General features: G+C 68.7%; 12 protein-coding genes and 2 tRNA genes. 5 read left to right on the top strand and 9 right to left on the bottom strand.

Annotation, left to right across the window (positions count from 1 at the left end; genetic code table 11):
- Window positions 1-149 precede the first annotated feature (149 nt).
- Window positions 150-226: transfer RNA gene (locus ACIHFB_RS07250), tRNA-Pro, on the bottom strand.
- 164 nt (window positions 227-390) lie between these two features.
- On the opposite strand from ACIHFB_RS07250, the gene ACIHFB_RS07245 reads away from it, so the two are divergent.
- A tRNA-Gly gene (locus ACIHFB_RS07245) sits at window positions 391-461 on the top strand.
- A gap of 64 nt (window positions 462-525) precedes the next feature.
- Here the strand turns inward: ACIHFB_RS07245 and ACIHFB_RS07240 are convergent.
- The gene (locus ACIHFB_RS07240) at window positions 526-720 is read right to left on the bottom strand and encodes a hypothetical protein (protein WP_210577588.1); all 195 of its coding nucleotides are present in this window, start codon (window positions 718-720) and stop codon (window positions 526-528) included.
- A 172-nt stretch (window positions 721-892) separates the two neighbouring features.
- Window positions 893-1,069, bottom strand: coding sequence for a hypothetical protein (locus ACIHFB_RS07235; protein WP_365279228.1), 177 nt, complete (start codon window positions 1,067-1,069; stop codon window positions 893-895).
- Window positions 1,070-1,163: 94 nt separating this feature from the next.
- On the opposite strand from ACIHFB_RS07235, the gene ACIHFB_RS07230 reads away from it, so the two are divergent.
- Window positions 1,164-2,324, top strand: a complete 1,161-nt coding sequence (locus tag ACIHFB_RS07230; RefSeq protein ID WP_365279231.1) for an acyltransferase family protein — start codon at window positions 1,164-1,166, stop codon at window positions 2,322-2,324.
- A gap of 3 nt (window positions 2,325-2,327) precedes the next feature.
- Here the strand turns inward: ACIHFB_RS07230 and ACIHFB_RS07225 are convergent, their stop codons facing one another.
- Entirely contained in the window at window positions 2,328-2,801 is a 474-nt protein-coding gene (locus ACIHFB_RS07225; RefSeq protein ID WP_365279234.1) for an HD domain-containing protein, read from the bottom strand.
- Window positions 2,798-3,979: a PP2C family protein-serine/threonine phosphatase gene (locus tag ACIHFB_RS07220; protein ID WP_365279237.1), complete on the bottom strand. Its 1,182-nt coding sequence runs from the start codon at window positions 3,977-3,979 to the stop codon at window positions 2,798-2,800. The genes ACIHFB_RS07225 and ACIHFB_RS07220 overlap by 4 nt, the downstream gene beginning before the upstream one ends.
- 162 nt (window positions 3,980-4,141) lie before the next feature.
- On the opposite strand from ACIHFB_RS07220, the gene ACIHFB_RS07215 reads away from it, so the two are divergent.
- Window positions 4,142-5,395, top strand: coding sequence for a GNAT family N-acetyltransferase (locus ACIHFB_RS07215; RefSeq protein WP_365279240.1), 1,254 nt, complete (start codon window positions 4,142-4,144; stop codon window positions 5,393-5,395).
- Window positions 5,396-5,402: 7 nt separating this feature from the next.
- Here ACIHFB_RS07215 and ACIHFB_RS07210 read toward each other — a convergent pair whose 3' ends face one another.
- Together ACIHFB_RS07210 and ACIHFB_RS07205 are read right to left on the bottom strand one after the other, a co-directional pair.
- Window positions 5,403-6,212 carry a DNA-formamidopyrimidine glycosylase family protein gene (locus tag ACIHFB_RS07210; RefSeq protein WP_365279243.1) on the bottom strand — a complete coding sequence of 270 codons (810 nt, stop codon included), beginning with the start codon at window positions 6,210-6,212 and terminating at the stop codon, window positions 5,403-5,405.
- Between the two features lie 118 nt (window positions 6,213-6,330).
- The gene (locus ACIHFB_RS07205; RefSeq protein ID WP_365279246.1) at window positions 6,331-6,816 is read right to left on the bottom strand and encodes a ribose-5-phosphate isomerase; all 486 of its coding nucleotides are present in this window, start codon (window positions 6,814-6,816) and stop codon (window positions 6,331-6,333) included.
- Between the two features lie 216 nt (window positions 6,817-7,032).
- Here ACIHFB_RS07205 and ACIHFB_RS07200 point away from each other — a divergent pair, with 216 nt between their 5' ends.
- Window positions 7,033-8,478: an amino acid permease gene (locus tag ACIHFB_RS07200; protein WP_400125766.1), complete on the top strand. Its 1,446-nt coding sequence runs from the start codon at window positions 7,033-7,035 to the stop codon at window positions 8,476-8,478.
- A gap of 61 nt (window positions 8,479-8,539) precedes the next feature.
- Here the strand turns inward: ACIHFB_RS07200 and ACIHFB_RS07195 are convergent, their stop codons facing one another.
- The gene (locus ACIHFB_RS07195; RefSeq protein ID WP_400125765.1) at window positions 8,540-10,315 is read right to left on the bottom strand and encodes a protein kinase; all 1,776 of its coding nucleotides are present in this window, start codon (window positions 10,313-10,315) and stop codon (window positions 8,540-8,542) included.
- 230 nt (window positions 10,316-10,545) lie between these two features.
- On the opposite strand from ACIHFB_RS07195, the gene ACIHFB_RS07190 reads away from it, so the two are divergent.
- Window positions 10,546-11,271 (top strand): LPXTG cell wall anchor domain-containing protein, encoded by a 726-nt coding sequence (locus ACIHFB_RS07190; RefSeq protein ID WP_365279255.1) that lies wholly within the window; start codon window positions 10,546-10,548, stop codon window positions 11,269-11,271.
- Window positions 11,272-11,349: 78 nt separating this feature from the next.
- Here ACIHFB_RS07190 and ACIHFB_RS07185 read toward each other — a convergent pair whose 3' ends face one another.
- Entirely contained in the window at window positions 11,350-11,931 is a 582-nt protein-coding gene (locus ACIHFB_RS07185; protein ID WP_400125763.1) for a biotin transporter BioY, read from the bottom strand.
- Window positions 11,932-11,985 lie beyond the last annotated feature (54 nt).

The raw sequence follows: 11,985 nt of genomic DNA, 5'->3' as shown, positions 1-11,985 counted from the left end.
TTCGCCGCCCGGAGGACTTCAGTGTTCTTCACCGGGGTTTCAGTGATCTTCACTGCTGAGGCACACGGGCGCGCAGCTTGCATAGTAGCCGCAGCCGCCGAGCCCCCCAAAGGCGATCATGCGAGGTGATCGCGTACACGATCGGTACGTGGTCGGGGTGGCGGGATTTGAACCCACGGCCTTCCGCTCCCAAAGCGGACGCGCTACCAAGCTGCGCCACACCCCGTCTGGTGCGACACGTAGGGTACATGCCCGCAGGCAGCGCGGCTCCCGCATTTCCCGAGCCCACGCCGGGCAGTGGGGCGGGCGGGAATGGGGTGTGCGGTGAAGGGGGCCGACCCGCTACGATGCCTGAAGTGCCGCGGTCACCTGACCTGCGGCGCGCGCTGTGCGGGCGTAGCTCAATGGTAGAGCCCTAGTCTTCCAAACTAGCTACGCGGGTTCGATTCCCGTCGCCCGCTCTGTGTGGCCGAGGGCCCGGTTCTACGGAACCGGGCCCTTCGCGTTCCACAGGCCTCGTACGGGTCAGAACTGGATCTCGTTGATGGTCTGGGCTATCGAGTCCAGGAAGCGCTGGATGTCGTCGGCCATACCGGTCGAGGCCAGGAAGAAGCCGAAGAGGACCGCGACGACCGCGGGGCCGGCCTTGATGTTCCCCGCCCGGATCATCACCACCAGGATGATCGCCAATAGCAGCACCACTGACAGTGAAATGGCCACAACTGATCACACCCTACGGTCGGTTCCGCTCTCCCGGCCTGGGATGCAGCCCCGCGCACCCCCGCCAGAACCATCGTGCCACCAACAGGGCCCAGGTATGCGGACTGTGACGCATCGTCCGCCACACCCGTATCCGACAAGTCCGGATCCGTCCGGTGGACTCACACCTCCGTCACAGCCGGCACGGCAATTCGACAGTCAACCACGCAAGGAATTCGGCCGGTTCGTTTCGGTGTCCACACAACACGTTCGCAGGGAATTCGATTTGTTGCAGGCAAAGGCAGCGGAAGCGGACATTCCGGCGCTCGCCGAGTTGGCTCACTGTGTTCACCGTCACGTCGTCCGCCATGCCAACTCCAGGGAAACTTGGGTAGTCGCGGCGGAAAAGCAGGAATGACGTCGGGGTTTTACGGGAACCCACAGACAACGCTAGGGTGCCTCAGATGTTCCACGCTGCCACGTCCCCCACAAGCGGCCACAACCAAGCTCAGCTGCCTCCGGCGCAGTCGCCGACATCGGGAGCGCCGAGTCCGGGTTCACCGCAGAAACAGCAGAAACAGCAGCGCGACGCTTTCTTCGACAACGCCAAGTACCTGGCGATCGTGCTGGTGGCGATCGGCCACTCCTGGGAACCGCTCAAGGGTGACAGCCGGATCCTCGAAGGCCTGTATTCGGTCGTGTACTCGTTCCATATGCCGGCCTTCATCGTCATCTCCGGCTTTTTCTCCCGCAGTTTCGACATGCGCCCCGACCGCCTCAAGCGGTTGATCACCGGTGTGGCGGTGCCGTACGTCCTCTTCGAGACGGCCTATCCGCTCTTCAAGCGCGTCATCGCCGACGATCCCGGGCAGGACATCAGCCTTCTGGACCCCTGGTACCTCACCTGGTTCCTGTGCGCACTGTTCATCTGGCGGATGACGACGCCGATCTGGAAGCTGGTGCGATGGCCGCTGCCGATCGCGCTCGGCATCGCCATGCTGGCGTCGGTGACCCCGGAGATCGGCAACGACCTCGATCTCCAGCGGGTGTTGCAGTTCCTGCCCTATTTCGTGCTCGGTCTGTGCGTGAAGCCCGAGCACTTCCAGCTGGTGCGCCGGCGTTCGGTGCGGATCGCGTCCGTGCCGGTGTTCGCGGCGGCGCTGGTGGTCGGCTGGTGGGCCGTGCCGCGGATGAACACCTCGTGGTTCTACCACCGTGACGCCGCGCAGCAGCTGGGCGCGCCGTGGTGGGCCGGGCCGGTCATGGTGCTCGCGATGTTCGGCTGCTCGATGCTGCTGACCGCCTGCTTCTTCGCCTGGGTGCCGCGCCGCCACATGTGGTTCACGGCGCTCGGCGCGGGCACGCTGTACGGCTATCTGCTGCACGGCTTCCTGGTCAAGGCCGGTGACTACCAGGGCTGGTTCGACCACGCGTGGCTGCACCGTCCGCTCGGCGAGATCTTCGTGACCGTCCTCGCGGCGGCCGTCGTGACCCTGTTGTGCACGGCGCCGGTACGGCGGCTGTTCCGGTTCGCGATGGAGCCGAAGATGGAGTGGGCGTTCAAGCGGGACGCGACCGAGGTGGCCCGTGACCGCGAGCGTGACCGCGAGAAGGCACGCGCCTAGCCGCTATTCACCCTTCGGACCGAGAAGTGCGCGCATCCGTGCGTACTTCTCGGTCAGTCGTGTGCGGGTGGTCTCGTCGAGTACGGCGAGCCGGGCCGGGTCCGCGTTGTGCGCCAGGTCCGCCTCCTTGACCAGGAGGGCGCCCGGGGTGGCGAGAATGCGCGCGGCGTACGCCTCAGGCGGTTCCCCGGCGCGCTTGGTGACCGCGAGCACGATGTCCTTCGTACGACGGCTCAGCGCGGCCTCGAACAGCCACCGCTCGGAGAGGGCGTCGTCTTCCACGGCGTCGTGCAGCCAGGCCGCGGCGATCTGCTCGTCGTCCCCGCCACGCGCGCGTACGCCCTCGGCGACGGCCCTCAGATGTTCGGCGTAGGGCCGCCCGGCCTTGTCGGTCTGCCCCTGGTGGGCGGCGCGGGCGATTTCTTCCACCTCGGGCAGGGTCAGGGGGGTTCGGGGGGTTCGCGGGGTTTCGGTCATCGGGCGAGAGCCTGAGCCGTCGGCCCCTCACGGCAGATGAGCAGCAGCGCCCGGTCGTCGTTCACGTCCTTGGCCACCGCCTCGATCAGATGCCAGGCCGCGCCGTGGAAGCCGGCGGCGACATAGCGGTCGGCCTCGCCGGTGAGGCGGTCGATGCCCTCGACGATGTCGCGGTCGGACGTCTCCACCAGACCGTCCGTGAACAGCATCAGCACATCACCGGCGCGCAAAGACCCCTTCACCGGGTCGAACTGGGCACCGTCGTACACACCCAGCAGCGGCCCCTCGGCCGCCTTCTCCTCCCAGCGCCCGCTGCCCGCGCTGAGCTGGAGCCCGGGCGGATGACCCGCGGTGTACAGCTCGTAGTCGCCGGAGTCCAGGTCGAGGACGAGGTGGATGGAGGTCGCGAAGCCCTCGTCCCAGTCCTGGCGGAGCAGATAGCCGTTGGCGGCGGGGAGGAAGGCGTGCGGGGGCAGGCTGCCCAGCAGGCCGCCGAACGCGCCGGACAGCAGCAGCGCCCGCGATGCCGCGTCCATGCCCTTGCCGGAGACGTCCGTGAGGACGACCTCCAGGGTGCGCCCGCCGTTCGTCCGGGCGGCCACCACGAAGTCGCCCGAGAAGGACTGCCCGCCGGCCGGCCGCAGGGCCATCTCGCGGTGCCATCCCATCGGCAGCTTGGGCAACTTGCTCTGCACCCGGATGCGTTCACGCAGGTCGAACAGCATCGTGCCGCCGCGCCGCCAGGGCACGCCGACCCGGCTGCGGAACTGGGCGATCAACAGCCCGAAGAACCCGCAGGCGGCGACCACCAGCACCACGCCCGGCGTCACCCGGGACGGCCCCTCCGTGTACGGCCCGAGCTGTACCGACTCCACGATCAGCGCGGTCGCCGCCGCCGCGTAGAGGCCGAGCAGGCTCGCGGGGCGCAGCAGCAGCCCGCCGGCGACGATCGGGAGGACCAGCGCGGCCGGTGAGCACCACACCGAGTTGGCGAGCGTGGTGACCGCGATCAGCGGGATGGTGAGCAGCAGTCCGGCCAGCGCGACCCAGTCCGAGCCGTCGCCGCGGAAGTAGTCGACGGCGCTTCGGCGCAGGCCGGTGCGGACCCGGTGCCAGTGCATCTTCAACCGGGCCGTGAACGTCTCGGCCGCCGTGCGCCGCTCTCGTCCTGCTGCCATTAGTTCGGGACCCTATCCATCCGACCAGCCGCTTGGCACGGGAGGTCCCACTTGTCCCCCGTCCGAGGCCCGACTTCACAGTGAACTTCACAGAAACCCATCGCGCCCACACCGCGGCGAAATTCCCTCGCTCGTCCACCGGCGCCCTGATAGTCATGGGCCATGGGCACAGACAACGCAAAGGACGCCGTGACCGACCTGCGGGTACTGCGTCAAGGCGAGTGGGACACCTGGTACGACAACCTGCTCCGTGCCTTCGGAGGTGTCCCGGAACCCGCCGAGGAGCGGGAGCTGTACGACTCGCTCACCGAGCTGAACCGCTCGATCGGCGCCTGGGACGGTGATGTGTGCGTCGGGTCGGCCGGGGCGTTCAGCTTCCGGTTGACCGTGCCGGGCGGCGCCTCCGTGCCCGCGGCGGGCGTCACCATGGTCAGCGTGGCCGCCACCCACCGACGGCGCGGGCTGCTCACGGCGATGATGCGGCGGCAGCTGGACGACGTCCGCTCCTGGGGCGAGCCGCTGGCCGTGCTGACCGCCTCCGAGCCCGAGATCTACGGCCGGTTCGGCTACGGCGTCGCGACCTACAACGCCAGCATCGAGATCGACACGGATCGCGTACGGCTGTCCCTTCCGCCCGGCACCGATGACGTACGGCTGCGGTACGCGGCGCCGGCCGATGTGCTCGACGCCTGTGAGGCGGTGTACGCGCGTGAGGTGTCGCTGCGGCCGGGCATGCTGGCCCGGCGGCCCGGCTGGGAGCGGCTCGGGCTGCTCGACCCGGAGAGCGAGCGGGACGACGCGTCACCGCTGCAGTGCGTGCTGGCGGAGCGGGACGGCGAGGTCGTCGGGTATGCGCGCTTCCATGTGAAGCCCGAGTGGGAGATCACCGGGCCCAAGGGCGAGGTGCAGCTGCGGGACATCTACGGGCTGGACCCGGCGGCGCAGGCGGCACTGTGGCGTTTCCTGTTCGACATCGACCTCACCTCGAAGCTGACCGCGCGCGGGCGGCCGCTGGACGAGGCATGGCAGTACCAGGTGTCCGACATCCGGCGGTGTTCGCTCCAGGTGCGGGACTCGCTGCATGTACGGCTGGTGGACGTGGGGGCCGCGCTGGAGGCCCGGACTTATCAGGCGCCGGTGGACGTGGTGTTCGAGGTCGAGGACGCGTTCTGCCCCTGGAACACGGGGCGTTGGCGGCTCACCGGGGACGCGAAGGGTGCGTTCTGCGGGCGTACCGAGGATGCGGCCGATCTCGCTTTGTCCGTACGGGAGTTGGGGGCGGCCTATCTCGGCGGCGTGAGCCTGTCCGCGTTGGCGGCGGCCGGGCGGGTGCGGGAGCTGCGGGAGGGTGCGCTGACGGAGGCGTCCGTGGGGTTCGCGTCCGCCGTGGCGCCCTGGCTGCCGCACGGGTTCTGACGGCCGGTCAGCGCTGCTGGCAGTTCGGGCACCAGAAGAGGTTGCGGGCGGCGAGATCGGCGGTGCGGATCTCGCCGCCGCAGATGTGGCAGGGCAGGGTGGCCCGGCGGTACACGTAGACCTCGCCGCCGTGGTCGTCGACGCGGGGCGGACGGCCCATCGCCTCCGGGGTGTGTTCCGGGCGGACGGTGTCGATGCGGTTGTTGCGGACGCCCTCGCGCATGAGCGCGACCAGGTCGGTCCAGATCGCGTCCCACTCGGCCGCGGTGATGTCCTTGCCCGCGCGGTAGGGGTCGATGCCGTGCCGGAAGAGGACCTCGGCGCGGTAGACGTTGCCGACGCCGGCGATGACCTTCTGGTCCATGAGGAGCGCGGCGATCGTGGTCCGGCTCCGGGAGACACGCCGGTAGGCCGCGTGCCGGTCGGCGTCCGTGCGCAGGGGGTCCGGGCCGAGGCGGTCGTGTATCGCGTCCTTCTCGGCGTCCGTGATCAGGGCGCAGGTCGTGGGGCCGCGGAGATCGACGTACGACGTGCTGTTCGCGAGGCGGAGCCGGACGGTGTCCGTCGGCGGGGGTGCGGGGGCGTCGCCGAAGTTGACCTTGCCGAAGAGGCCGAGGTGGATGTGGATCCAGTCGGCGTCGCGGAAGCCGAGGAAGAGGTGTTTGCCGTGGGCGTCGGCGGTACGGAGGGCTCCGCCGGTGAGGAGGGTGGCGGCGTCGGTGAACTTGCCCTGAGGGCTGGTGACGTGCGTCGCTTGGCCGGAGAAGCGGTTGGCGTAGTCCTGTGCCAGGCGGTGAATCGTGTGGCCCTCGGGCAAGTCCCGCAATCCTTTCCCACCCACCCGCCCGTCTCGCTCTCCTGACGGGCGGGACTCGAAAGACCCTGGGGCTCCGCCCCAGACCCCGCTCCTCAAACTCCCCCAGAGGGGCTGGATTTCACTGCTGTGGGTGATGCGCCGGGATCGGCGGGAGGTCCCCCGTCGTCTCGTAGTCCGCCAGCATCTCGATCCGCCGCACGTGCCGCTCCTCGCCGGTGAACGGTGTGCCGAGGAAGGTCTCGACGAACTTCGTCGCCTCGTCCTGGGTGTGCATGCGCGCGCCCACCGCGACGACGTTGGCGTTGTTGTGCTGACGGCCGAGGGACGCCGTCTCCTCGCTCCAGGCGAGGGCCGCGCGTACGCCCTTGACCTTGTTCGCGGCGATCTGCTCGCCGTTGCCGGAGCCGCCGATCACGATGCCGAGGGCGTCGGGGTCGGCCGCGGTGCGCTCGGCGGCGCGGAGGCAGAAGGGCGGGTAGTCGTCCTGGGCGTCGTAGATGTGGGGGCCGCAGTCCACGGGGTCGTGGCCGGCCGCCTTGAGCCACTCGACGAGGTGGTTCTTGAGTTCGAAGCCCGCATGGTCGGAGCCGAGATACACGCGCATGGCACGAGTGTGACACGCCCGTTTCCGAGCAGCAGCTCCGGGTCCCGATCAGGAAAAGTGTGAGCAACACTACGGAACCTCAGGGAAACCTCAAGTAACGATCCGGAATCAAAGGTTCAATAATCTCTTTGCCTCAGATTCACTGGACCGATTCGTACGCCCCCGTGCACCGCTCGCACGGGAATCTGCTCGTCCGGCGCAAAGGAAATCCCCTCTATGACCGCGCAGCCGACCATCTCGAAGGCCAGCAAGGACCCAGGAGCCACCGGCGACCCCGGTAACGGCCTCCAGGCAGGGCTCAAGAACCGTCATCTGTCGATGATCGCCATCGGCGGTGTCATCGGCGCCGGACTCTTCGTGGGGTCCAGCTCCGGCATCGCCACCGCCGGACCCGGCATCCTCCTGTCGTACGCCCTCGTCGGCACGCTCGTGGTGCTGGTGATGCGGATGCTCGGTGAGATGTCCGCGGCCAACCCCACCTCGGGTTCGTTCTCGGCGCACGCGGACCGGGCGCTCGGCCGCTGGGCCGGGTTCTCCATCGGCTGGCTGTACTGGTTCTTCTGGGTCGTGGTGCTGGCCGTCGAGGCGACCGCCGGTGCCGTGATCCTCGAAGGGTGGGTGCCCTCCGTACCGCAGTGGGCCTGGGCGCTCATCGTGATGGTGGTGCTCACCGCCACCAACCTGGTCTCCGTCGGCTCCTACGGCGAGTTCGAGTTCTGGTTCGCCGGGATCAAGGTCGTCGCCATCGCGGCATTCATCGTCATCGGCGGGCTGGCCGTCTTCGGGCTGCTGCCGGGTGTCGACAGCGACCAGGCAGGGCTGAGCAACCTCACCGAACACGGCGGCTTCCTGCCCAACGGGCCCGGCGCCATCCTCACCGGTGTACTGCTCGTCGTCTTCTCCTTCATGGGCAGCGAGATCGCCACGCTCGCCGCCGGCGAGTCCGAGAACCCGCAGCGCGCGGTCACCAAGGCGACCAACAGCATCATCTGGCGTGTCGGCGTCTTCTACCTCGGCTCGATCTTCGTCGTGGTCACCCTGCTGCCGTGGGACAGCAAGTCCATCGCCGACGACGGCTCGTACGTCGCCGCCCTCGACTCCCTCGGTATCGCGCACGCCGGTCAGATCATGAACTTCATCGTGCTGACCTCGGTGCTGTCCTGCCTCAACTCCGGCCTCTACACGGCCTCCCGGATGGCCTTCTCGCTCGGCCGGCGCGGTGACGCGCCCAAGGCCTTCGCGAAGACCACCGGCCGTGGTGTGCCGCTCGTGGCGATCGTCGCCTCCGTCGTGTTCGGCTTCGTCGCCGTCTTCTTCAACTACAGGTTCCCGGACTCCGTCTTCCTCTTCCTGGTCAACTCCAGTGGTGCGGTGGCCCTGTTCGTCTGGCTCGTCATCTGCTTCTCGCAGCTGCGCATGCGGAAGATCATCCAGGCCGAGGCGCCGGAGAAGCTGGTCGTCCGGATGTGGCTCTACCCCTATCTGACCTGGGCCACGGCCGCGCTGATCGTGTTCGTCCTCGGCTACATGCTCACCGACACCGAGCACGACGGACGCAAGACCGTGCTGCTGTCGCTGCTGGTCGCCGCGATCGTGCTGGTCATCGCCTTCGTGAAGGAGCGGATGAAGCGCCCCGGGCGTACGACCGTCGACAGTCTCTGAGCCCGACACCGTCTGAGTCCTGCACCGCCTGAGGGAGCCCTGCGGGGCTCCCTCTCGCTTTTCACAGCACGGTGAAGGTGTCCTTGACCTTCTTGTACGTCTTGAGCGCCTGCGCCTCGATGCCCGGCTGGTACCACGTGTTGACCTGGTACGACGTCCCCTTCACGGTGAAGCCCAGCAGCTGGGCGTGCCAGTCGACGCCCTTGATGGTGAAGGCGTACTCCCAGACGACCGCCGGGTAGCCGCGGAAGGTCGTCTCCTCCAGGCGGACCGTGTCGTACGTACCCTCCTGGGCGTTCTGCTCCGAGCGCCGCCAGGTGTCGATCAGGTTGCCGCGGGCCACCGAGGACTTGGCGGCGAGTTCCTGTTGGGTGTCCGGTGACGTGTAGTGCACCTCCGATCCGGTCTGCACATCCCGTCGCCAGCCCTCGGGAGGCACCCAGGCGTACCCACCGGCCTCCTTTCGGGAGCCCGGCGGCAGGCTCTGCGGCCTGGAGGTGCCCTCGACGGTGGACGACGGGGTGTCGCTCGGGGCGGTCGACGAGCCTGCCTTGTCGTCGTCCGGCGAACCGGAGTTCAGCACCAGGACGACCGCGATCACGGCCCCCGCGGTGACCGCGGCCACCGCGGCGATCAGACCCGTACGAGTACGCCGGACCGTGGGCACACCGGTCCCGCTGGACAGGCCGTGTGCGGGTGCTGCCGAGTTGGCGGCGGCCGGAGTCTCGGAGCGTGTCTCCGAGCGCAACTCGGGGCCGGCTTCGGTGGAGGCGGATGCGGGCGTGGGGGTGAGTGGGGGTGTGGGGGCAGAGGTGCGGTTGCGGCCGAAGTCATGGGTTTCGGCGGTCCGTTGCGTCTGTGGCTGGGGCTGTGGCTGGGGCAGTGGAGGCGTCACGTCCCTGATGGGTTCGGGCGGTGGCTGCCTGGGGTCCCGGGGTGCGGGGATGCGATGGGGCTCGATGAGGGCAGGTGTGCGTGACTCCGGCGTCGGCGGCGCGTCCTGCGGCTCCTCTTCTGCCGCTACGGATTCGGATTCCTGTTCTTCCCCGGAATCCAGGGATTCCTGTGCTTCGTCTACGGCATCCCGCTCGAACGCGACGGCACGCAGCGTCGATTCCAGGTCGTCCAGGCCCGGCCTGACCGACGGGTCCTTCTCCAGCAGCGCGGCCAGGATCGCGCCCAGCGCGCCTGCGGAGGCGGGGAGTTCGGGCTCCTCGTAGAGGACCGCGTGCAGCGTGGCCAGCGTGGTGTCGCGGGAGAAGGGTGAGCGGCCGCCCATGGCCGCGCAGAGAGTCGCGCCGAGGGACCACACGTCGGACGGCGGACCCTGGGGGCGGCCGGAGACCCGCTCGGGGGCCATGTAGTCGGGCGAGCCGACCAGCATGCCGACCATGGTGAGCGCCTTGGCGTCCTGGATGGCGGCGATACCGAAGTCGGTGAGGACGACGCGCTGTCCGCCGCTCTCGACCAGGACGTTCCCGGGTTTGATGTCCCGGTGCAGCACACCGCGTGCGTGCACCTGGCGCAGAGCCTCCACCAGGCCGAGCCCGATGCGTGCCGCGTCGCGCTGTCCGAGCGGCCCGTCCTCGGCGATCAGGCGTTCCAGGGAGCGGCCGGCGACCAACTCCATGACGATCCACAGGCGTTCGCCCTCGTCCACCACGTCATACACGCGCACGACGTTCGGGTGGTCGATCCGGGCGGTGGCCCTGGCCTCTCGCAGGGTGCGTTCGCGGCGGGTGCGCGCGTCCTCGGCATCGAGGCCGTCGATTCGCATTTCCTTCACCGCCACCTGACGGTCGAGCATTTCATCGGCGGCTCGCCACACCCGCCCCATACCCCCCTGTCCAATACTTTCGACCAACCGGTAGCGCCCCGTCACCATTAACCCAGGAACCCCGCCGCTCCTCGTGTTTTCCGTATTCCCCGGCAATCCGCTGCACCCCCTCAACGACACCTCGACTGAAACACAATGGTCACACTTCAGGCCGTACCAGCATAGTGCGGAGAAATCTTGTGGTAGCTCTTCAAGTACTGCGAATTCAGGCGCAGGCAAGGGGGACGAACATGAGTTCTCGTCGTATGACGACCATCGCGGGATCGCTGGTTGCGGCATCCTTCTCGACAGTGGTGATCCTTTCCGCCACCGCCAGTGCGGCTGACGAGGGACCCGGAAGCAGCAAGGGGGGAAAGGCCGTTGACGAGGCGCCGGCGGGCGTGCAGCTGACCACGCTGCTGCCCGAGGAGATCTCGGTCGACAACGGTTCACAGGAAACGGCGATGACCGCCACGGTGAAGAACGAGGGGACCGAGGACAGCGGAAAGATCAGGCTCTGGGTCGTCGGCTTCGACGGCCTTACGGTGAACAACGTTCAGGGGTGTTCGCCCATTGCGGAAGGCGATCTCCCGGAAGGTTCGAACAGTGGTTACACCTGCCCGCTCGACAATCTCGCGGCCGGTGATTCCAAGTCGTACGACGTCGATGCGACGTACGACCTGAACAAGACCGGAAAGATCTGTCTGCCCGTGCAGAACAGCGACGGAAGCAAGACGTTCTGGCAGCAGGGCCCGGTGCCCTTCGGTACGACGAACCCGTCACCGGACGCCCCGGCCACCCCGCTGCTGCTCGGCACCGACAACACACCGGTGGCACCCGGCGGCGACGACGAGTTGCCGAAGACCGGTCCCGGAAGCGATGTCCTGCCGCTGGGCGCGGCGGGCGCGACGCTGATCACGGCCGGCGCGGCCGGGCTGTGGTGGTCGCAGCGGCGGCCGCGGCAGCGGGAGAGCTGAGCGGCATCGCAGAAAAGGACCGGGGTGCGGCACTTGCTGCCGCACCCCGGTCCTTCCTTTCGCCCGGCCGCGAGGACCTCAGCGCTTGTTGACGAACTTCCAGGCCGCCGGCAGCAGCCCCATCGCCAGTGCGGCCTTGAGGGCGTCGCCGATCAGGAACGGAGTGAGGCCCGCCGCGATCGCCGCGGACGCCGACATGTCGGCGGCGAGGGCGAGATACGGCACGCCGATCGCGTAGATGATCGCCTCGCCGAGCAGCATCGTGCCCGCCGTCCGCAGTACGGAGCGGTCGGCACCGCGGCGGGCCAGGGCGCCGACGACGGTGGCCGCCAGCATCATCCCGATGATGTAGCCGAAGGAGACACCGGCTCCGGAGGTGCCCTCGGCGAACCACGGCACACCGGCCAGGCCGGCCAGTGCGTACACGACGAGCGAGAGCAGACCGCGGCCGGCACCGAGGCTGGTGCCGACCAGCAGCGCGGCGAAGGTCTGGCCGGTCACCGGCACCGGGGAACCGGGTACCGGCACGGCGATCTGGGCGGCGATGCCGGTGAGCGCGGCGCCGCCGAGCACGAGCGCGGCGTCGCGGACGCGGGAGGCGGGGAGGAGGTCGGCGAGGACCTGCCCGGTGCGGGCGGGGGCGACGGCAGCGGTGCTCATGGGGACTCCGCGAGGTGTGGGCACGTAGGGACACGGCGACGCTATCCCAGGGCA

This window comes from Streptomyces sp. NPDC051963 (assembly GCF_044593495.1).
Lineage (GTDB): Bacteria > Actinomycetota > Actinomycetes > Streptomycetales > Streptomycetaceae > Streptomyces.
Note: the sequence above shows the minus strand (reverse complement) of the source record. Positions and strands in the feature narration are given on the sequence as shown.

Coding starts and splice junctions, on each gene's coding strand:
- ACIHFB_RS07235 (WP_365279228.1), bottom strand. CDS start 1,069: ATGGCGGACGACGTGACGGTGAACACAGTGAGCCAACTCGGCGAGCGC.
- ACIHFB_RS07230 (WP_365279231.1), top strand. CDS start 1,164: ATGTTCCACGCTGCCACGTCCCCCACAAGCGGCCACAACCAAGCTCAG.
- ACIHFB_RS07225 (WP_365279234.1), bottom strand. CDS start 2,801: ATGACCGAAACCCCGCGAACCCCCCGAACCCCCCTGACCCTGCCCGAG.
- ACIHFB_RS07220 (WP_365279237.1), bottom strand. CDS start 3,979: ATGGCAGCAGGACGAGAGCGGCGCACGGCGGCCGAGACGTTCACGGCC.
- ACIHFB_RS07215 (WP_365279240.1), top strand. CDS start 4,142: ATGGGCACAGACAACGCAAAGGACGCCGTGACCGACCTGCGGGTACTG.
- ACIHFB_RS07205 (WP_365279246.1), bottom strand. CDS start 6,816: ATGCGCGTGTATCTCGGCTCCGACCATGCGGGCTTCGAACTCAAGAAC.
- ACIHFB_RS07200 (WP_400125766.1), top strand. CDS start 7,033: ATGACCGCGCAGCCGACCATCTCGAAGGCCAGCAAGGACCCAGGAGCC.
- ACIHFB_RS07195 (WP_400125765.1), bottom strand. CDS start 10,315: ATGGGGCGGGTGTGGCGAGCCGCCGATGAAATGCTCGACCGTCAGGTG.
- ACIHFB_RS07190 (WP_365279255.1), top strand. CDS start 10,546: ATGAGTTCTCGTCGTATGACGACCATCGCGGGATCGCTGGTTGCGGCA.
- ACIHFB_RS07185 (WP_400125763.1), bottom strand. CDS start 11,931: ATGAGCACCGCTGCCGTCGCCCCCGCCCGCACCGGGCAGGTCCTCGCC.